The sequence below is a fragment of the Cutibacterium avidum ATCC 25577 genome (assembly GCF_000227295.1).
In the GTDB taxonomy this organism is placed as follows: Bacteria; Actinomycetota; Actinomycetes; order Propionibacteriales; family Propionibacteriaceae; genus Cutibacterium; species Cutibacterium avidum.
This window is the reverse complement of record NZ_JH165054.1, coordinates 1,812,957-1,831,459: the sequence shown is the minus strand read 5'-3', so window position 1 is coordinate 1,831,459 and position 18,503 is coordinate 1,812,957. Positions and strand designations below refer to the sequence as shown.

Genomic DNA, 18,503 nt, shown 5'->3' with positions numbered 1-18,503 from the left:
GCTTCTGTGATCTATCACGGCCACTGCACCTCGGACGTGACCGGGCCCGGGTCCAGGGACAGCAGATCGTCAATGCTCTCCCGTCGCAGCAATACCGATGTGTCCGGGTGGTCTCCGATACCGACGCGGACGACGGCTGGTCGCGGCACATGGTTGTAGTTCGATGCCATGGACCTTGAATAGGCGCCGGCACCAGGAACTGCGATGACGTCGCCCGGGGACACGTCACCGGGGAGGTACACGTCGCGGACCAGGATGTCGCCGGCCTCGCAGTGCTTTCCGACGATGCGGCACAGCACCGGAGTGACGGTCGAGGCACGGTTGGCGATGACGGCAGAGTATTCCGCAGCATAAAGCGCGGGACGAATGTTGTCGCTCATGCCGCCGTCAACCGACACGTAGATCCGTTGGGCGCCGGTGTCCAGGTCCACTGGCTTGACGGTGCCGACGGTGTACAGGGCCATCGTCGTCGGCCCGACGATCGCACGACCAGGCTCCAGGGAGATGTGGGGAACCTCCAGTCCCCTCCCCCGGGCCTCAAGGGTGACGATCTCCCGCAGGGAAGCAGCCAGGCTCTCAACGGTGGCCGGAGAGTCCTGGTTGGTGTAGGCAATGCCGAATCCGCCACCGAGGTCGAGTTCCGGCAGGGCAGTGCCGGTGGCCTGCCGGAACTGTTCAAGCAGTTTCATGGTGCGACGAGCCGCCACCTCGAAACCCGCGGTGTCGAAGATCTGGGAGCCGATGTGGGAATGAATGCCCTGCAGGTCAATGACGTCACTGGTGTGGCACCTCACCATGGCCACCATGGCTGCACCATTGGTGATCGAGAAACCGAACTTCTGGTCCTCATGTGCGGTGGCGATGTACTCGTGGGTGTGAGCCTCGACGCCCGCAGTGACACGCACCATGACTCGGGCGTGCCAACCGGTCTCTCGACACAGCTTCTCGATACGGGTGATCTCGTCCAGCGAGTCGACGATGATACGCCCGACCCCGACGCTGAGAGCCAGCTTGAGCTCGTCGATGGACTTGTTGTTCCCGTGCAGGCCAATGCGTGCAGGATCCATTCCGCCTTGGAGAGCCGTGATGAGCTCTCCACCGGTGCAGGTGTCCAGACAGAGGCCCTCCTCGTCGATCCAGGAGGCGACGGTGCGCGTCAAGAAGGCCTTGCCTGCGTAATAGACGTCCCAGCCTGCGAAAGCGTCGCGGAAGGTCCGGGCGCGCTGGCGGAAGTCAGCCTCGTCGAGGACGTAGAGGGGGGAACCGTACTCGGCCAGGAGGTCTGTCACGGAGACGCCTGCGACGTCGACAATTCCGTCATGTCCACGTCCCGCTGACCCGGACCAGAGCGCAGGATCCAGGGCATTGACGTCATCGGGCAGGGTCAGCCACTGAGGGCCGGCAGCCGCGACATCGGCATGGACCGAGCCGGCAACGTGCATGTGCGTCATGGTTCCACCTTGCCAGAGGGTGACGACAGGGCCGGCGGGTGTCCACGTCCGTGGCCATGAATGGCGCATCATCCCACCAGTGCGCTAAAGTCGATGGACGGTCGGGGTCCACGGACCCATCGGCTCCCGTAGCTCAGGGGATAGAGCACCGCCCTCCGGAGGCGGGAGCGAGGGTTCGAATCCCTCCGGGAGCGCCCACCAGTGACGCAGCGAGACACCAGTGACCGGGTAGGGTTTCACATCGTGCGAGCCCTTGACACCGAATCCCCTCGTCAGAGATCACGAGCCGCCCTGTTTTCCGGGGCCGGTGCCATCATGCTGTGGGTTGTCGGACGCATGACCATGCTCCATGTCTTCATCAAACCCTCGTCGAACTACATCACCGGGGATGTGCAGTACTACCTGTGGTGGATGCAGGGCGGACAGCCCGATCCAGTGGTTCTTCCGGAATACCCGCTTCCTGTCGTGTGGTTCCTGCGTGCCTTGCACTGGTCTGCCGGTGACTCCTACTTCATACCGGCATTCGCCACGACGATGCTGCTGCTTGACGCACTGCTTGCTGTCGCCATGTGGATCCACGGCCACCGAGCCGGCGCTCTGTGGTGGATCGTCCTGGTGCCATTCCTCGGACCCATCATGTGGAATCGCTTCGACATGGTGCCCGCCGTTTGCATGGGGTTGGCAGCTCTCTGGTACCGCCGTCACCAGGCCGCGTGTGGCGTCATGATCGCCTTGGGCGCCGCGGTGAAGTTGTGGCCGGCCCTTCTCATCCTTCCCATGATTTCCCGGCACAAGGCAGCCATCCGACGCCTGATCGCATTCGGCGCGACTGGTGTTGCACTCGCACTGGCCTCGTTGCTGGACGGTGGATGGGGCCGCCTCGTGTCCCCATTGACGTGGCAGTCGGGCCGGGGGCTTCAAGTCGAATCCGTACCCGCCACCGTTCCCGTGTACCAACACTTCAAGAATCCCGACGGTGGTTACAAGGTTGAGATGTCGAAGTACAACGCCTTCGAGATCTTTGGCCCGGGCGCGTCTACGTGGCAATCACTCTCGACCATCCTCATGGCCCTCACCGTGGCACTGGCGATCGGGGTGGCCCTTCTCTCGTGGCGACGCAACGGTCTTGACCACCGCAGCGCGGTGCTGGCTGATCTCGTCATCATCGGCGCTCTCATCATCGCCAACAAGACGTTGTCCCCCCAGTACTTCGTGTGGTGGGCTGCGCCAGCCGCCATGGTCCTCGATCGAGTCTCTGGTGAGAACACCTCTGAGAACCCTCCCAATCCGAACACCCTGTCCTGGGCCCAGACATGGTGCTGGACCGCCGCAATGTTCCTTCTCATCACGGCTTTCTTGACGCAGCAGGTATACCCACTGAATTACCCTGGCATCATCGGCTCGCCTCCCAGTCGCATCAGCACGAGTCTCCTGGTCAGCCGCAACGCCATGACCATCGTGACCTTCGTGGCTTGTGTTGTTGCGTTCGTCGCGAGCCTCCGCATGCACCGTCCCGCCCAGCCGACATCGGCCCCGACGAAACCAGTCCACGCTACTCTGGACGAGCGGTGACCAATATCACATTTTGGTGATCGGGGATGAGTGTTTCCCGATGTGCCCAAATTGTTGGGATGGCCTGGTCAATCCGGCTACGATCATCACGTCTGGGTCCATGGACACAGACAGAGCAGCGCAGCTCGGAGGGCCTTTCCAGAGGTTCCGCGAGTGCTTGACACGACGGTTTGACGGAAGAAGGCAGTGGTGAGTCCCGCCCCACACGACAAGTCCAACAACTCTGCTGATTTTGGAGCCAACGACTGGCTCATCGAGGAGATGCGTGACCAGTACCAGAATGATCCGAGTTCGGTCGATCCTGCTTGGGCCACATTTTTTCACCACGAGGCGGCCCAGGCGTCCGATGAGGTGACTGGATCGGCAGTCGGCGAACAGCCCGCTCGTCAGGATCCCAAGCCTGAACCGGCTCCTAATCCCGTCGCCAATCAGAAGCCTGCTCCGGCTGCGAAGGCCGAAGCCAAGCCGGCTCCCAAACCCGCTGCATCAACCGCCCCCACCCCGACACCGAAGGTCAAGGACATGGCATCGAAGCCCGAACCATCAAAGACTTCCCGCGAGCCTGCCCGTCCTCTTCTGACGGCTGACGCCCCGCGTCACAGCGCCAAGCTGGAAACCGTCGAGCCCACGGTGACGAAGATGAAGGGTGCGCCGATGCGCACCGCCAAGAACATGGATCAGTCGCTGACCATGCCGACGGCCACCACGGTGCGTGACGTGCCGATGCAGCTCGTCATCGAGCAGCGCACAATGATCAACAACTTCCTTCGCAAGGCCAAGGGCGGCAAGATCTCCTTCACCCACATCCTCGCCTATGCGATGGTGCAGGCACTCAAGACCGTTCCGGCGATGAACAACGCCTATGCGGAGATCGACGGCAAGCCTCACCTCATCGAGAACCATCAGATCAACCTCGGCATGGCCATAGACGTCGTCAACAAGGACGGCTCCCGCAAACTCGTGGTGCCCGCCATCAAGGGCGCCGAGCAGATGGACTTCCTCGACTTCTGGCGTGCCTACGAAGAGATCGTCCGCAAGGGTCGCACCAATGAGCTGACCATCGAGGACTTCAAGGGAGTCACGGCCTCCCTGACGAACCCCGGCGGTTTCGGCACCAACCACTCCATTGCCCGCCTCATGCCTGGTCAGGGCATGATCCTCGGCGTCGGATCGATCGACTACCCAGCTGCCTACCAGGGCAACTCCCCCACCCGTATGGCGGAGCTGGGCATCTCCAAGGTGACGACCCTCACCTCTACCTACGATCACCGCATCATCCAGGGCGCCCAGTCCGGCGAATTCCTGCGTCGCATGCACCAGCTGCTCCTGGGTGCTGATCGCTTCTACGAGAACATTTTCGAATCCCTGCGTATCCCCTACGCTCCGGTCCAGTGGGCGAGCGACCGTCAGGCCAACCGCCCCGACCAGGTCGGCAAACAGGCTCGCGTCATCGAACTCATCGACTCCTGGCGTCGCTTCGGCCATCTGTCCGCCGACATCGATCCCATCGAGTACCGGCCGCGGTTCCACCACGACCTCATGCTCAACAGCCACGGCCTCACCCTGTGGGACATGGACCGCACCTTCCCGATCGCGAACTTCGCCGGGCAGCGTCGCGCCATCATGACCCTGCGTGAGATCCTCACGATCCTGCGTGACTCCTACGCCTCGACGATGGGCATCGAGTACATGCACATCGCTGACCACGAGCAGCGCAAGTGGTTCCAGGATCGTTTCGAGAAGGAGCACCAGCCCCTCTCCCGCGAGATGCACCTGCAGATCCTCGACCAGCTCAATGAGGCCGAGATCTTCGAGACCTTCCTGCAGACCAAGTTCGTCGGTCAGAAGCGGTTCAGCCTCGAGGGTGGCGAGTCGGCCATCGTCCTGCTGGCCGCACTGTGCAACCTGGCTGCCGACGACAGCCTCAACGAGGTCTGCATCGGCATGCCTCACCGTGGTCGTCTCAACGTGCTGGCCAACATCATCGGCAAGTCCTACGGGCAGATCTTCCGTGAGTTCGAGGGCAATGCCGAGCCGGTGAACTCCCAGGGATCGGGTGACGTCAAGTACCACCTCGGTGACGAGGGTGAGTTCACCGCAGCCTCCGGCAACACCATCAAGGCGTCGGTTGCCGCCAACCCGAGTCACCTCGAAGCCGTCGATCCTGTCCTCGAGGGCATCTGCCGGGCCAAACTCGACGCTCTGGGCAACCCGGACAACTTCCCGGTCCTGCCAATCCTCATGCATGGTGATGCTGCCTTCTCGGGTCAGGGTGTCGTCTACGAGACCCTGCAGATGAGCCAGCTCGAGGGATACCGCACCGGTGGCACGATCCACGTCATCGTCGACAACCAGGTCGGATTCACCACCTCGCCCCGTGACGGACGTTCCTCGACCTACTGCACCGACGTTGCCAAGGCCGTCGGGGCCCCGGTCCTGCACGTCAATGGAGATGACCCCGCCGCGGTGGTCCACGCTGCTCGTATTGCCTACGAGTATCGCCAGATCTTCCACCGTGACGTCGTCATCGACGTGGTCTGCTACCGCCGCCGCGGCCACAATGAGGGTGACGATCCCAGCTTCACCCAGCCGCACATGTACGACCTCATCGCTGAGAAGCGTTCGACCCGAAAGCTCTACACCGAGAGCCTCATCGGTCGTGGTGACATCACCGACGAGGACGCCCATGCCGTGATGTCGAAGTTCCGGTCTCGCCTCGAGACGGTTTTCAAGGAGGTCCGTGAGGCCACCTCGAGGCCCGAGCCCTACAGCGGCGTTCCGGACTACCCGGTCAAGCACAGTGGCCTGCATCTGACCACGGTCGAGGCCGACACCTTGGAGGCCGTCGCCCGGGCTCATGAGAACCTGCCGGAGACCTTCAACGCCCATCCCAAGGTTGCCCCTCAGATGACGCGTCGTGCCAAGCACATTCGAGAGGGTGGGATCGACTGGGCGACCGGCGAGATGATCGCCCTGGGCTCCTTGCTGCGTGAGGGCATCCACGTCCGCCTGGCCGGGCAGGACAGCCGCCGCGGCACCTTCTCGCAGCGCTTCGCGGCCCTGGTAGATCGTGCGACCGGAGAGTTCTACGTGCCCGTCAACCACCTCGGTGGCGAGCAGGCGCACCTGGACGTCCTCGACTCCCCGCTGAACGAGTACGCGGCGATGGGCTTCGAGTACGGATACTCGGTCGCCCGTCCGGACTCCTTGGTGCTGTGGGAGGCCCAGTTCGGTGACTTCGTCAACGGAGCCCAGACGATCATTGACGAGTTCATCGCCTCGGCAGGTTCGAAGTGGGGGCAGAAGTCCGGCGTCGTCCTGCTGCTCCCCCACGGCTATGAGGGCCAGGGACCGGACCATTCCTCGGCCCGCCTGGAGCGCTTCCTCAACCTGTGCAGTGAGGGAGCCCTGGCTGTCTGCCAGCCCTCGACCCCGGCGAGCTACAGCCACCTGCTGCGTCAGCATGCCTACGTCAACAGGCACCGACCGGTCGTCATCGCTACTCCGAAGTCCATGCTGCGTAACAAGATGGCGACCTCTGACCCGGAGGAGTTCACCACTGGCAAGTGGCGCCCGGTTCTGCCCGATCCGTCCATCACTGATCCGTCGGCCGTCACCAGGATCATCCTCTGCTCAGGCAAGGTGCGTTGGGAACTCGTCAAGCAGCGCAAGGCCGCCGGGCTCGACGGTCAGCTGGCCATCATCCCGCTGGAGCGGCTCTACCCGCTTCCGGACAAGGAACTGGCCGAGGTACTCGAGCCCTACAGCAACGTCACTGACGTTCGTTGGGTGCAGGAGGAGCCGGAAAACCAGGGTGCCTGGTACTACATCCTCACTCACCTGGCCCAGGCGATGTCCGACAAGCTGCCTGGCTTCTTCGATGGCCTGACCGCCGTGACACGTCCGCCGTCCTCGGCTCCCTCAGTGGGCCAGCACAGTGTGCATGTCCGCGAGGAGCAGGAGCTGCTCGAGAAGGCCATGGCCTGATCCGCCCAATCACCGCCATGGCGCCATCCCTCGTGGGGTGGCGCCATGGCGCATGCTGTGGTGCATTATTGTGCCCATGTATTTCACCGACAGGGGCATTGAGGAACTGGAAGATCGTCGCGGAGACGAGGAATTCACCGTCGCGTGGCTGGCCGACGAGCTACGTCACTTCGTCGACCTCAACCCGGAGTTCGAAGTCCCCGTTGAGCGCCTGGCCACCTTCCTCGCCCGACTCGACGACGAGGACGACTGAGTCACCACGAGCCCGGAACCGATGCGGTGACGGCTGGCTGCGGGGCAATCAGTCCCGCAGCCAGGCCCGCGACCGTGGCAACAAGGAAGCCATGACAGCCGCGGCCGGGATGACGGCCAGGATCCAGAACCACACCGGGCCACCTGAACGCTGCAGTGATACCAGAACAACGACGTGTAGCAGACCGCTGGCGACCATGAGCCCCTGCGCCGACGGTCGTCCCTTCACGGCCATCCACCCGACCAGCACGACGAGAGCGGCATAGATGATGAGCATCGTGCCTACTCCGGCACTGAAGACGTCGCGACCACTCACCATGACCGCGATGGCCACCACGAGGAGGGCAATCGCGCAGATCCAGGTCGCCACCACCGCGACCAGGACCGATACCGGGATGCCGCCGCGCAACGCAGACGATCGTGAATCCTGCTCACTTGACGGAATCATTGTTTTGCTCCTGCACGGATGAACCGACGACGTATCATAATCGAACTGGCCGCGAACTACTCGAAGCGTCCTCGCCTGGACCGACGTTCATTGTGTCCGAGCGATTCGTGGGAGGATGTTCGTCCTTCGGTGGATGCTCTTGCCAAAACATTCGACGGTTGCCAGACTTTCATGGTTGCCCGCCGAACGGCCACTCGTCGGTCGTACGGCATGACGGGTTATCCACCCGCACATCACACGTGCCCCGGGTTGCGCTGGGGAGAAGGAGTCGAAGAGGCATGGACTGGCGCCACAGGGCTGCCTGCCTGAGTGAGGATCCCGAGCTGTTCTTCCCGATTGGGAACACTGGTCCGGCCCTTGCCCAGATCGAGGAGGCGAAGGAGGTCTGTGCCCGGTGCGAGGTTCGCGCCGAGTGCTTGGCCTGGGCTCTGGAAGCCGGCCAGGATCACGGTGTGTGGGGCGGCATGAGCGAGGATGAGAGGCGCGCGATCAAGCGTCGTCAGTCCCGCTCCCGCGTTCGTCGTTCCTGACTCACCTCGGACAGGCAGCCCGGAATCATTCGGATCCGTTCCGGGGAAACCATCGGTCACGTCTCATACTCATAACCGGTCAAGCGGAATCATGAGCTTGGCGCAGGTTCCCACGCCGTCGGGATTGTTTTCGAGGGTGAAGGTTCCACCGAGGTCCTGGACCAACGTCGTGACGATGGACAGCCCCAAGGAGCTGCGGTGCTGGTCGAGTGAGAATCCCTCCGGCAGGAGGCTTCCGTCATTGACGATGTCGACGACCAGCGAATCCTCGGTGCGGTAGGGACGCACGATGACGTTTCCCGACGAGGAATCCAAGCTGTGCTCGATGGCGTTCTGGCACAGCTCCGTCGTTGCCAAGGACAAGGCTGTGGCGGTCTCGGCAGGAACACTGCCGAAGGTCCCTTCACGCCGTGCCGCCACGGACCCTGAAGATGCCGCGACGTCTCCAACCATGTGGAGAATGCGATCGGCAACCTCGTCGAAGGCCACCTGCTCCTCGAAGTTCTGCGACAGGATCTCGTGCACCACGGCGATGGCCGAGACTCGTCCCATGGCCTGTCGGAGAGCTTCCTTGGCATCCGGATTCTTCATCCGCCGCGACTGCAGACGCAGGAGAGCTGCCACGGTCTGCAGGTTGTTCTTCACCCGGTGATGGATCTCGCGGATCGTGGCGTCCTTGGTGACGAGCTGACGATCTCGGTCCCGCAACTCGGTGAGGTCGCGGATGAGAATCATCGTTCCTGCCGAGACCTCGACGTCATCCAGCCAGGTCTGCAACGGAATGACGCGGGCACGCAAGGTCGCCTCGGAGTTCTCAATATCGGTCTCGGAAAGCCAGCGGCCCTCCAGATCAAGGGTGAAGGACTGACCAACCTCGCGCACCTTGGGGCACAGGTCCCGAACCGTCGGAATGAAGTACTCGCCGTCCAAGTCTCCTGTCAGGCCCAGGCGTCGAAAGGCCGACAGGGCATTCGGGCTGGCAAAGGTCACCATTCCCGTGGATGCGACCCGGATGACCCCGTCAGTGACCTTCGGCGCCAGAGCCCTGTCAAAGTCCGGGAAGAGCGGGAACCGGCCGTGGTGAAGCATGTCCGACAGGATGTCGGCAATCTCAAGGTAGTTGTCCTCGGTGCTTCCAGGAGCTCGCACCCCCATCTGGTTGGTGTGTCTTTCGACCACGGCGATGACATCGTCATGACGAATGACGGGAATCGCCCAGACGTCCACAGGAATACCCGCCGACAGCTTGTTGTCGCTGGTCTCGCACATCTCGGCGCTCATGAACGCCTCGGTGACGAGGCTCTCGTCGTCGTAGGAGACCGACTCGCCGACGACGTCGTCCTCCAGGGCCGTCGGGCCGGTGTCGGGACGTACCTGGGCGGCTGCCCAGAACACATTGGGATCCTTGTCCGGAACCCACAGGATGAGATCCGAGAAGGACGTGTCAGCGAGCATCTGCCAGTCGTCGACAAGTTCCTCGAGCCACGCGATGTCGGCGGCGGGGAGGCTAGTCCGGTCAGCGACCAAGCGATTGATGGCAGGCATGCCGTCACTCTAGTGACCAGAATCGGACCAGCTCCACCCGGTGCCATTTTGTCGATCAATGTGCGTTTCGATTTGGGCCAGGCACACCCCATACGGCAGAATTGATCGTCGTTGCCGCGTACCCGCGCGGACCCTCCTTCAGCAGTAGGGAGGTTTATGACCCCTCAGGAAGGAGAGCGCCATGGGCAAGACTGGTCGTAAGCGTCGTGCGCGTCGCAAGAAGGGCGCCAATCACGGCAAGCGTCCCAACGCCTGAGTTTTTGGGATGACGAGGCCCCCGTCCATATGGACGGGGGCCTTTTACTGGTCAGCGGTCTCAGGCCTGCCAACGATAGGACACCTGTATCTGTACGACGCGCATCCTCAGCTGCATCCGGTGCGGCGACAGGGCGACGACGGCTGGAACACCATGCCGATCATCTCCACCATCTGCCTAGCAACAGCGCCCCTTGTGCGTCGGCCAGCATGCTCGCCTCAAAGAACTCGGCGTTGCGCAACCCGAGGACGGCGGCGCGCACCATACGCGCGATTCTCACCCAGTGCGTCAACCAGCGACGCGACGATGGCCACGAGCGAGCCCATAAACAGACTTACAATCAACAACCCCAGGAGCAGGTGCGGTTATTGCACCCCACCGTGTGACATGTGTTCGCATGGGCGTTAACTACGCTTCACCTCACTGTGCTTAAAGTTGTGGCTCAGAGAGAGGGGACCATGAACCATCACCCCGACGATAAGCACCTATCGCCTGACGAACTCGAGGATGTCCGTCGCCGCGGCGACGAAGAACTGGCCCGCCTGAGCTTCAGCCGCCGCTCGATCCTGCAGGTCGGCATGGCCGCAGCAGCCAATGCGATGGTCACTGGCCTCGCACTACAAGGCACCCAAGCTGCCGCCGCTCCCAACAAGGACTCAGTCGACCCCGACAAGCTGCTCTGGCTAATCGGCGATCACCACGTCCACACCCAGTGGAGCTACGACGCAAAGTACCGGATTAAGGATCAGTTGGATGCCGCCGAGTACTTCGGCTGCGACTGGGTGGTGTTTACGGAGCACTCCAACTTCGTGCATGCCGACCCAGGTGTGTTCAACTCCCATAAAGAGATCGAGGCCGAGCGTAAGGCACGCAAGAACTTGCTCATCTTCCAGGGCCTGGAGTGGTACATCCCCGCGGCTGAGCACGGCACAGTCTTCGTCACCGGTAAGAACGAAGCGAAGATTCTCCGTGCGTTCGAACTTGCCTACGACGGCAAATTGAACGGTTGGGAGAAACCGAAGGTCGGCAGTCCTGAGGAAGCCGAGCAGGAGAAGATGGCCGCCGCCGGCATCGCCTGGCTCGGCAAGCAGAAGGCTGAGGGCAGGATCGACGACGTCCTCGTCCTCGCAAACCACCCAATGCGTTTGGGCATTGACTCCCCCGACGAGTTCCGTCTGTGGCACGACGCCGACCCGCACGTCATGATCGGCATGGAGGGTGCGCCAGGCGCGCAGGGTTACCCGTACGGCCGCAACGTCGGCAATGGCGATATGCGCGGAGAATACACCCACGATCCGCGTGAGGACTCCTACCCCGGTTACAAGGCTGAGCACATGCGACCGTATGGCGGTTGGGACTGGCTGACGGCCACCGTGGGCGGCTTCTGGGACTCCATGCTGGCTGAGGGACGCCGCTTCTACATCACCGCGAACTCGGACGCCCACCTCGCCTCGTGGCACACGTGGCGTCTGGGCGACTACCCGAAGAAGCCGGAGTACGACAACGCCAAGAACGAGAATGCGCAGATGAAGCTCCTCGGCGGGCGCCGTCCGCACCCAATTGACACCGCGACGGGTGAGGTCGCCGGCGATCTGTTGATCAAAAACCCCGACGGTTCGGTCGGCATCTCCGGTGATCTGCTGCGCAGCCCTGAGGACGCGAAGTTGTACAAGGACGCGCAAAAGGTCCGCGCCGAGATCGACGCGAAGACCCCCGAAGGCGAGGAGCCGAAGTACCCGGAGCCCCTCATTGACCCACAAGGTGGTTCGGACTTCTGGCCCGGCCAGTTCACCCGCATCCACGCAGGTGCAACGGAACGCAGCTACACCGCCGTCATGGATGCGCTGCGCGCAGGCCGCGTGTGGGCCAGCCACGGCCAGCTCATCAAAAGCTTCATCGCCAAGGTGAGCGCAAATGGTCGAGTCGTCACGCTCGGTGACACGATTGAGGCGTCGAAGGGCGGCAAGATCACCGTCGAGCTGACGATCGAGACGGCGACCGAGCCGGTCAAGAGCATCAAGATGTCGCCGAAGGAACCGAAGGCTACGGACCCGACGGTGGGTGTCGAGTGGGTGCCGGAGCTGGCATTCGTGGACATCATCGGCGGGCCGATCACTGGCCCGGTTGCGGATCGTGAGACGCTGCGCGCACCTGAGACCCGCGTACTGCACACGTTCAAGACGAAGGGTCAGAAGGGCAAGCTCGTCCTCACACACGAGTTCAAGGATCTGAAAGAGGACTTCTACATCCGTTTCCGCGGCTCCGACGGCAAGCGCACTGGCACTGGATACCACGGCCCGGATGTGGATCCACACGGTCCGATCATGCACGACGGCACGGCCCGCGCGGGCAATCCATGGGTGGATACCTGGTTCTACGCGAACCCGGTGTTCGTGAAGGTGGTCGACCCTGCGTCGCCCAGCACCTCGCCATCCGCAACCCCGTCGCAGCCCGCCTCGCGCAAGCCCACGCCGACGACTGCCCCGACTGTCGATCCAGGTGAATCGAACCCGCCCGTTAAGCGGCCGAAGCTACCCAACACTGGTAATTAGAACCTCATCAAACCTCAAGTTTTGTGCATCCCGTACTCACGACTGGCACGGGATGCACAAACGAGTGTTTCAGTTGGTGACGGAGGAGGTCATGTCACAAGATCTCTTCCGTCACTGACGCCAGTCCCCTGACGTCCTGTGTGGCGGTGATTCCTCCACACAATTGACTGTCCCCAAGGACCACACCCCTGCTTGTGCGTGAGGGGTCTTTTACTAGTCAGCGGTCTCAGGCCTGCCAACGATAGGACACCTGCATCTGCACGACGCGGGTTCTCAACTGCATCGGTGCGGCAACGGTGCGATTGCATCGTCTGAGGGCTCGGGACACGGCTGCTTCCATGTCCGCCTCATCCATGCAGCTCTCACAGGCCGCGATGTGACGACGGAAGGCGTCGGCCTCTTGTTCGCTCATCTCGCCGTGCAAGAACTCCTGGAGGTGGTCGATGACCCAACAACAGGACTCCTCGTCACCATTAGACGGCGTCATCGCGATCCCTCCTTTCCTGCACTACGCGCCAATTCCGGACGACCAAGGTCCTCCTCGTCAATCTGACCGGCATGAGGGCCAATCCCCCGCGCCCCGGCGACGTCGACCAACTGCTTTCGCAACTGCTTACGGGCACGATTGAGCCGACTCATGACCGTCCCGATAGGCGTTCCCATGATCTCGGCGATCTCCTTGTAGGCGAATCCTTCGACATCGGCCAACAGGACAACCTGCCGGAACTCGTCGGACAGCCCGTCGAGAGCGTCAAGGATCTGCTGGTCTGGCAGCCCGTCCAAGGCTTCCAATTCGGCGGACCGAAGCCCGTTGCTATCATGAGAGGCCGCCCGCGCGATCTGCCAGTCCTCGATGTCCTGGTCATCGGAGGTCTGCGGTCGGCGCTGCGCCTTGCGATACGAATTGATGTAGGTATTCGTCAGGATGCGATACAGCCAGGCCTTGAGATTGGTTCCCGGACGGAATTGGTGGAATGACGCGAATGCCTTCGCGTAGGTCTCCTGGACGACATCCTCGGCGTCGGCCGGGTTTCGGGTCATCCGCAATGCAGCACCATAGAGCTGATCGAGATACTCGAGGGCGTCACGCTCGAACCGCTCGGCTCTTTCAGCCTCGGTTTCCTTGGCGACATCCACGGTGCCCGGCACGTCCCCGTGACGATCCATCTGACGATCCATCCTGGGTTCGAACTCTCGTGTGGTCATCGCTGCCCAGCTTAGTGCACAGCGCCGATGACCGGACGGACAACGGCTCCGCCTGGTGCACGGCGTGGTGAGGACAGCGTTCATGTCGGATCAACGCATCACAAAGGTTGATCTATTCCCACGGCGACCGTTCATCTGACGAAAATATTGCCCATCCGGCTACCGCGGAAGGCCTTGGCGCGGTAGACATATGTCCATGAGTATCATCCGAGGCTTGGGCCGGACCATGTTCGCCAGTTACTTCATCGTCAAGGGGACGAACTCCGCGATGAAGCCCGAATCTTTCGTGGAGGATGCCGAGCCGGTTGCTGACCGTCTCCTTCCTCTGATGCAGCGCGCACTGCCGGCATCTGTCGGCGCATACATCCCTGAGGACACCAAGACCTTGGTTCGCATCACCGGCGCTGCCCAGGCTTTTGGCGGTCTCGGAATGGCGACGGGTCTCGCCCGTCGTGTCGGTGCCGGAGTTGTTGCCACCACGATGGTTCCGCATGTGCTCGCTTCCATTCCTGACAAGTCCTTGCCGAGGGACGAGCGTGCCGCGGCTCGTTCGGTCCTGCTGCGTAACGTCGCTCTGTTGGGTGGGGCCATGATGGCCTCCCGCGACACCGCCGGTCGTCCCAGCCTGGCCTGGCGCGCTGGTGACACCCAGCGTCGCGTCTCGTCTGCTGCCAGTGACCAGCGCAAGGCCATCAGCTCCTCCTTCGACGACCTGTCGAAGTCGGCCCGCAAGAAACTCGAGAAGGCCCAGAAGGAAGCCGCCAAGGCTCAGAAGAAGGCCGAGAAGGCTCAGAAAAAGATTGCTGACTGACCAGCATCACTGGACCGCCCCGCGAGTCGTCCATCGTCTCGCGGGGCGTGTCGTCGTCCCGGGATCCAAGTCCCAGACGAACCGCGCCCTTGTCCTCGCGGCACTCGGCGACGGGCCCAGCGTCCTCGACGGTGTCCTCACCTCACGTGACTCTGACCTCATGACCGCTGGGCTGCAGCACCTCGGTGCCGACATCCAGCCTGCCGGCCCGTCCTCAGTTCGGGTCGTTCCTGGCCTGGCGCGTTCTGCCGGCCCGATTGACTGCGGCCTCGCCGGTACCGTCATGAGGTTCCTCCCGGTGGTAGCCGCACTTGTCATTGGCGAGACCCGATTCGTCGGTGACGAGCAGGCGTCCCGGCGCCCGGTCGGACCCGTTCTCGACGGGTTGCGTCAGCTCGGTGTGACAGTTGATGCCGACCAGCTGCCATTCGCCATGACGGCTCCTGCCCGTCTCGGTGGCCCCGAGGTGACGATCGATTCCTCAGCGTCGAGCCAGTTCATCTCGGCCATGTTGTTGCCCGCCGCTCGCTTCCCGCGCGGTATTGATCTTCGTCACGACGGGACGTCTGTACCGTCAGGTCCCCACATCGCCATGACCTGCGAGATGTTGGCAGAGCGTGGCGTCACGGTGATCAGTGACGAGCCCTGCCGCTGGGTGGTGCGTCCCGGCCCGATTCACGCTCTCGACGATGTCATCGAGCCAGACCTCACCAACGCCGCCGCCTTCCTCGCCGCAGCCATGATCGCTGGCGGATCCGTGACGGTGCCGGCGTGGCCAGCTTCCAGCACTCAACCTGGAGCGCAGTTCATCCAGATCGCCGCCACGATGGGAGCTGCTGCGACTCGTTCCGAGGGATCCATGACGCTGGAGGCCCCCGGATGGCATGCCCTCCGACCGATTGACGTCGACCTGCACGAGGCGAGCGAGCTCACCCCCGTGGTAGCCGCAGTCGCGTCCCTTGCCCAAGGCCCGTCCCGTATTCGTGGGGTCGCACACATTCGCGGCCACGAAACAGATCGCCTTGCCGCCCTCGAGCATGAATTGTCCGGTATCGGCGTCACCGTCCGGCAAACCGAGGACGGTCTGCAGATCGATGGCCAGGGTGCCGACTCCCTCCATGGCGGGTTGTTCGGGTGCTACGCCGATCACCGGATGGCCCATGCCGGGGCCCTCCTGGGCCTGGCCGTCGAGGGGATCGAACTCGATGACATCACGTGCACGTCGAAGACCATGCCGCAGTTCCCACAGATGTGGGCTGAACTCGTCAAGGAGGGCTGAGTGTCGCCACGACGTCTGGCTTCCTCGGGAATCGACACCGGCGACTGGTCCTCCTACGACCGGCCGCGTCGCCGTACCAAGCCGCGAACCAAGCAACGCCCGGATCACTCATCGCTGCCCGTCGGGACCGTCATCACCATCGACAGGGGCCGCTACCGATGCCGTCTCGATGACGACGTCGAGGTCATCGCCGCCAAGGCACGACAACTCGGTCGGAAGTCAGTCATCGTCGGGGACAAGGTGCGTCTTGACGGCGATGTCTCAGGTGCCGAGGGAACCCTGGCCAGAATCGTCCACACCGAGGACCGGACCACCGTCCTGCGGCGCACGGCCGATGACACCGATCCGCATGAGCGTCCCATTGTTGCCAACGCCAATCAGGTGGTCATCGTCACCGCCCTCGCCGATCCCCCACCGCGTCCCGGGATGATCGACCGCATCCTAGTGGCTGCCCATGCCGCCGGTGTCTCCCCCATCCTCTGCCTGACCAAGGCCGATCTGGCGCCGGGAGATGACTTCGTCGAGCTGTACTCGGATGTGGGGATTCCGGTCGTGACCAGCCGCCCTGGTAGTGACCTGAAGGATCTTCACGAGTTGCTGGACGGCAGGATCAGCGTGCTCGTCGGCCACTCCGGGGTCGGAAAATCAACACTCATCAATGCCGTGGTTCCCGGCGTCCATCGCGTCACAGGCCACGTCAATGACGTCACCGGGCGCGGTCGTCACACCTCCACGAGCGCGGAAGCCATCCCGCTGCCCCAAGGCGGCTGGATCATCGACACCCCAGGGGTGCGATCCTTTGGTCTGTCCCACGTTGAGCCCGACGGCATCCTCGCCGGTTTCAAGGAACTGGATGAGGTTGCCGTCAACTGCCCACGCGGATGCCGCCACAGTGCCGACAGTCCCGAGTGCGCCATCGACGACGCCCTCGCTGTGGGAACGGTGCGGCAGTCCCGGGTGGACTCGCTGCGACGTCTGTTGAGTGCTACCGCCCCGCGTTGAGCAGGGCGGTAGCAGTGTCGTTCACTCGCTGCCATCCCCGTGGTCCTCGGCGTTCTCCTCGAGCACCTCGGTCACGGGACGTCCACTGGTCCGACGGATGAAGGTCGCGATACCGTCAGCCTCTTCGTCACGGCAACCGAGGTACGGCATGTGACCGGTGTCGAAGAAGGCCTCCTCGATGCGATCGAAGGCATCGTCGTCGAGCTTGAGATGGTTGATGGTGTCGCGAGCCGCGAAATAAGGGGTCGCCAGGTCGTAATGGGCGTACTCGACGCGCACGTGCAGGCCCTTCTGAGCACGCATGACCCGTTCCAGCTTGTCGGTGACGTTGACCGGACGGCCCTGGAACTCCTTGTAGTTCCAGTTCCGGTACAGCGGCAGGCCCAGGTTGTACTGGGACTCCGTGGTCACCTCAAGTTCGCTGCGCAGGTAGTGCTGGAAGCCGTGGACGAAGGCTGCGCCGGTGTCGTCACCGCTGGGGTCGGTGTCGGCGACCTCGTCGGTCCGCTTCGGCAATGCACCCTTGTAACGACCGTCGATACGGCCGACGACCTTGCCCTCGCCACGCAGCAGCTCGGTGCAGAAGCGCATGTGCTCGATACGCAGGTTGGCACGCTCGATGTAGCTGACATCCAGGCCGGTGAGCTGGGACAGGGTCGCCGTGACCTGAGCCCTCTCCGCAGGGTCGAGGCGATGGCCGCCAGCGAGAGCCTGACGGTAGGGGCCGTCGGCGAATTCCTCGGCCTCTGCGAGGACGTCTTCCAGGCTGCGATCAGAGTTGTGGCCGTGGTAGTGGGCGACGGCGGCATAGGTCGGCAGGAAGTCAACGCAGGCTCGGTCCCAGGTGAGGTCCTCGAAGTCCTGGTTACCGAAGTCGAGCACGGAGGAGACCAGGATGATGCCATTGAGGTACAGCGAGAAGGTGTCCTGCAGGCGCTGGGCAACACTCACGGCCCGGACAGTTCCGTAGGACTCTCCCAGCAGGTAGAGCGGGCTTCCCCACCTGCCATGACGGGTGACCCACAGTCGGATGAGCTCGCTGACGAGCTCGACATCCTTGCTCCAGCCGTGCCACTGGTTTGGATCCTCGCCATCGACGACTCGGGAGTATCCGGTCGACATCGCATCAATGACAACGAGATCGGTCTCCCGAAGCAGCGTGTGCCCGTTGTCAATGAGGTGGAACGGCGGGGTGGCCGGCTCCTCGGGGGTCCCCGGATCAACCACACGTGGGCCGACAAGGCCCATGTGCAGCCACACCGAGGAGGATCCCGGGCCGCCGTTAAACACGAATGTCAACGGCCTCGTGGTGGGATCGGTGTCGTCCAGGGTGTAGGCCGTGATGCCCATGAGAGCCTGCGGCGTATGAGCGGTGAAGGCATTGTTGGCGATCTTCTCGCTGCCCAGAACGATGCGTCCGGTGGTTGCGGTATAGCTGAGGTCACCGTCAACCGTGGAGATGGTGTGGTGAGTTGTCACCAGATCATCAGTCGGAGCTGGCGCGTCAGCGGCCACGGTGGGGGTTTCGTCTGTCGTCATGACCTAAGCCTAAGGCCGTCGGTCGCAAGCCACCCGGGTTTTGGTGCCCATGATGCCACACCCGCACCAGTAG

15 protein-coding genes and 1 tRNA gene are annotated in these 18,503 nt (G+C 63.0%); 10 read left to right on the top strand and 6 right to left on the bottom strand.

The window, feature by feature from the left end; translation table 11 throughout:
• Positions 1-14: 14 nt before the first annotated feature.
• Entirely contained in the window at positions 15-1,451 is a 1,437-nt protein-coding gene (gene lysA / locus HMPREF9153_RS08165; RefSeq protein WP_004811161.1) for a diaminopimelate decarboxylase, read from the bottom strand.
• Positions 1,452-1,573: 122 nt separating this feature from the next.
• Here lysA and HMPREF9153_RS08160 point away from each other — a divergent pair.
• The 4 genes from HMPREF9153_RS08160 to HMPREF9153_RS12335 all read left to right on the top strand — a co-directional run bounded on the left by HMPREF9153_RS08160 (position 1,574) and on the right by HMPREF9153_RS12335 (position 7,263).
• A tRNA-Arg gene (locus tag HMPREF9153_RS08160) sits at positions 1,574-1,645 on the top strand.
• Between the two features lie 148 nt (positions 1,646-1,793).
• Positions 1,794-3,023 (top strand): glycosyltransferase 87 family protein, encoded by a 1,230-nt coding sequence (locus HMPREF9153_RS08155; RefSeq protein WP_036980113.1) that lies wholly within the window; start codon positions 1,794-1,796, stop codon positions 3,021-3,023.
• A gap of 186 nt (positions 3,024-3,209) precedes the next feature.
• Positions 3,210-7,010: a multifunctional oxoglutarate decarboxylase/oxoglutarate dehydrogenase thiamine pyrophosphate-binding subunit/dihydrolipoyllysine-residue succinyltransferase subunit gene (locus HMPREF9153_RS08150; protein ID WP_004811156.1), complete on the top strand. Its 3,801-nt coding sequence runs from the start codon at positions 3,210-3,212 to the stop codon at positions 7,008-7,010.
• Between the two features lie 76 nt (positions 7,011-7,086).
• On the top strand, positions 7,087-7,263 hold the full coding sequence (locus tag HMPREF9153_RS12335) for a DUF6104 family protein (protein WP_015582621.1): 177 nt from the start codon (positions 7,087-7,089) through the stop codon (positions 7,261-7,263).
• Between the two features lie 48 nt (positions 7,264-7,311).
• Here the strand turns inward: HMPREF9153_RS12335 and HMPREF9153_RS08140 are convergent, their stop codons facing one another.
• The gene (locus tag HMPREF9153_RS08140) at positions 7,312-7,710 is read right to left on the bottom strand and encodes a hypothetical protein (RefSeq protein WP_004811151.1); all 399 of its coding nucleotides are present in this window, start codon (positions 7,708-7,710) and stop codon (positions 7,312-7,314) included.
• Positions 7,711-7,988: 278 nt separating this feature from the next.
• On the opposite strand from HMPREF9153_RS08140, the gene HMPREF9153_RS08135 reads away from it, so the two are divergent.
• Positions 7,989-8,240: a WhiB family transcriptional regulator gene (locus tag HMPREF9153_RS08135; protein ID WP_004811149.1), complete on the top strand. Its 252-nt coding sequence runs from the start codon at positions 7,989-7,991 to the stop codon at positions 8,238-8,240.
• Positions 8,241-8,309: 69 nt separating this feature from the next.
• Here HMPREF9153_RS08135 and HMPREF9153_RS08130 read toward each other — a convergent pair whose 3' ends face one another.
• On the bottom strand, positions 8,310-9,785 hold the full coding sequence (locus HMPREF9153_RS08130) for a sensor histidine kinase (protein ID WP_004811147.1): 1,476 nt from the start codon (positions 9,783-9,785) through the stop codon (positions 8,310-8,312).
• 181 nt (positions 9,786-9,966) lie between these two features.
• On the opposite strand from HMPREF9153_RS08130, the gene HMPREF9153_RS12955 reads away from it, so the two are divergent.
• Both HMPREF9153_RS12955 and HMPREF9153_RS08125 read left to right on the top strand, forming a co-directional pair.
• Positions 9,967-10,041 carry a 50S ribosomal protein bL37 gene (locus HMPREF9153_RS12955; RefSeq protein WP_369797015.1) on the top strand — a complete coding sequence of 25 codons (75 nt, stop codon included), beginning with the start codon at positions 9,967-9,969 and terminating at the stop codon, positions 10,039-10,041.
• Positions 10,042-10,499: 458 nt separating this feature from the next.
• A complete protein-coding gene (locus HMPREF9153_RS08125; RefSeq protein WP_004811144.1) occupies positions 10,500-12,593 on the top strand; it encodes a PHP domain-containing protein in 2,094 nt (697 codons plus the stop codon).
• Positions 12,594-12,819: 226 nt separating this feature from the next.
• Here HMPREF9153_RS08125 and HMPREF9153_RS08120 read toward each other — a convergent pair whose 3' ends face one another.
• Positions 12,820-13,086 carry an anti-sigma factor RsrA gene (locus HMPREF9153_RS08120; RefSeq protein ID WP_171023472.1) on the bottom strand — a complete coding sequence of 89 codons (267 nt, stop codon included), beginning with the start codon at positions 13,084-13,086 and terminating at the stop codon, positions 12,820-12,822.
• Positions 13,077-13,883: a sigma-70 family RNA polymerase sigma factor gene (locus HMPREF9153_RS08115; RefSeq protein WP_370882831.1), complete on the bottom strand. Its 807-nt coding sequence runs from the start codon at positions 13,881-13,883 to the stop codon at positions 13,077-13,079. Before HMPREF9153_RS08115 ends, HMPREF9153_RS08120 begins: the two co-directional genes overlap by 10 nt.
• A gap of 106 nt (positions 13,884-13,989) precedes the next feature.
• On the opposite strand from HMPREF9153_RS08115, the gene HMPREF9153_RS08110 reads away from it, so the two are divergent.
• The 3 genes from HMPREF9153_RS08110 to rsgA are packed head-to-tail and all read left to right on the top strand — an operon-like array spanning position 13,990 to position 16,891.
• Positions 13,990-14,610, top strand: a complete 621-nt coding sequence (locus tag HMPREF9153_RS08110; RefSeq protein ID WP_004811138.1) for a DoxX family protein — start codon at positions 13,990-13,992, stop codon at positions 14,608-14,610.
• Positions 14,600-15,889 (top strand): 3-phosphoshikimate 1-carboxyvinyltransferase, encoded by a 1,290-nt coding sequence (gene aroA, locus HMPREF9153_RS08105; RefSeq protein ID WP_036979743.1) that lies wholly within the window; start codon positions 14,600-14,602, stop codon positions 15,887-15,889. The genes HMPREF9153_RS08110 and aroA overlap by 11 nt, the downstream gene beginning before the upstream one ends.
• A complete protein-coding gene (gene rsgA, locus HMPREF9153_RS08100; RefSeq protein ID WP_004811134.1) occupies positions 15,890-16,891 on the top strand; it encodes a ribosome small subunit-dependent GTPase A in 1,002 nt (333 codons plus the stop codon).
• Positions 16,892-16,912: 21 nt separating this feature from the next.
• Here rsgA and HMPREF9153_RS08095 read toward each other — a convergent pair whose 3' ends face one another.
• The gene (locus HMPREF9153_RS08095; RefSeq protein ID WP_004811132.1) at positions 16,913-18,430 is read right to left on the bottom strand and encodes a S10 family peptidase; all 1,518 of its coding nucleotides are present in this window, start codon (positions 18,428-18,430) and stop codon (positions 16,913-16,915) included.
• Positions 18,431-18,503 lie beyond the last annotated feature (73 nt).

Coding starts and splice junctions, on each gene's coding strand:
- lysA (WP_004811161.1), bottom strand. CDS start 1,451: ATGACGCACATGCACGTTGCCGGCTCGGTCCATGCCGATGTCGCGGCT.
- HMPREF9153_RS08155 (WP_036980113.1), top strand. CDS start 1,794: ATGCTCCATGTCTTCATCAAACCCTCGTCGAACTACATCACCGGGGAT.
- HMPREF9153_RS12335 (WP_015582621.1), top strand. CDS start 7,087: ATGTATTTCACCGACAGGGGCATTGAGGAACTGGAAGATCGTCGCGGA.
- HMPREF9153_RS08140 (WP_004811151.1), bottom strand. CDS start 7,710: ATGATTCCGTCAAGTGAGCAGGATTCACGATCGTCTGCGTTGCGCGGC.
- HMPREF9153_RS08135 (WP_004811149.1), top strand. CDS start 7,989: ATGGACTGGCGCCACAGGGCTGCCTGCCTGAGTGAGGATCCCGAGCTG.
- HMPREF9153_RS08130 (WP_004811147.1), bottom strand. CDS start 9,785: ATGCCTGCCATCAATCGCTTGGTCGCTGACCGGACTAGCCTCCCCGCC.
- HMPREF9153_RS08125 (WP_004811144.1), top strand. CDS start 10,500: ATGAACCATCACCCCGACGATAAGCACCTATCGCCTGACGAACTCGAG.
- HMPREF9153_RS08115 (WP_370882831.1), bottom strand. CDS start 13,883: ATGAACGCTGTCCTCACCACGCCGTGCACCAGGCGGAGCCGTTGTCCG.
- HMPREF9153_RS08110 (WP_004811138.1), top strand. CDS start 13,990: ATGTCCATGAGTATCATCCGAGGCTTGGGCCGGACCATGTTCGCCAGT.
- HMPREF9153_RS08095 (WP_004811132.1), bottom strand. CDS start 18,430: ATGACGACAGACGAAACCCCCACCGTGGCCGCTGACGCGCCAGCTCCG.